Source organism: Psychrobacter sp. 1Y4, from assembly GCF_051847555.1.
Genome location: NZ_JBPYDE010000244.1, coordinates 1 through 927, shown reverse-complemented (window position 1 = coordinate 927; position 927 = coordinate 1). Strand labels below are relative to the sequence as shown.

1 protein-coding gene is annotated in these 927 nt (G+C 42.2%); it reads right to left on the bottom strand.

The window, feature by feature from the left end:
* Positions 1–183: 183 nt before the first annotated feature.
* Positions 184–837, bottom strand: coding sequence for a YqiA/YcfP family alpha/beta fold hydrolase (locus ACS8FC_RS15530; RefSeq protein WP_439297430.1), 654 nt, complete (start codon positions 835–837; stop codon positions 184–186).
* Positions 838–927 lie beyond the last annotated feature (90 nt).

Here is a 927-nt window from a genome sequence, read left to right as displayed (position 1 = left end):
ACATACCTGGGCGACGACGGACGGGTTCAAGCCCTTCTAAAACTTCTAACGATTGCGCATTATATTGACTCACAAATGCATCCTTAACTATTCATATGCGTTTAATTCTATTTATTCATTATAACCAAAAATAGCGACGTTAAGGTCAATAGTCCATCGTTCACGTCATATAATGTCGTCTATCTAAGACTCTATCAACTCTCGTAGCATCTCTATCACCATCGGTAGCTGCTCACCAAAATCACTAAAGCGATGATCGCCGCCTATCTGCATGGTTACCCCAGCGCCTTGCCCTTCATAAAAGGCCTGAGACAACTCAGAGTTTAATAGCCCATCACCTTGTTTGAGCAGCACAGCAACTTTATTGGGATAAGTGACTTGAGAGATTTGATGATCTGCAAACCACTGTAAATCTGACGGCGTAATACGCCAGCCACCAGCCGTCGTATGCAGGACTTTATTATCCGATGACTCATCACTACTATCTTGATTTGATACTGAGTTATCAGAAAAGCGCTGTAGAGTAATATGAGGCTGCGTGCTGGGGTTTAACAGTAATGCAGGACAACCTATTTGATTGCTTATTAAAGTTGAAAAATAACCACCCAATGAGCTACCGACCAATACCGTATTGGAGGACTGAGCCTCTGCATCTTTGCTATTGTCTAACTCTTCTATCAATGACAGCAGCTGCTCACGCACTTGCGCAGGCGATTTATTCAAATCAGGACGCAGTACCGTAATATCAGGATGATGGCGCTGGCAATATTTTTCTAACAGCAGCCCTTTGGTCGAGTTTGCATCGCTGTCCAGTCCATGGATATAAATCAGGTTCACGTATCATCTCACTTATTAATTTTGTTATGATTGTCTTATGTAGGCTAGTGACACTAAGCATAGCACCCGATTCACAAAAATAATAACAAT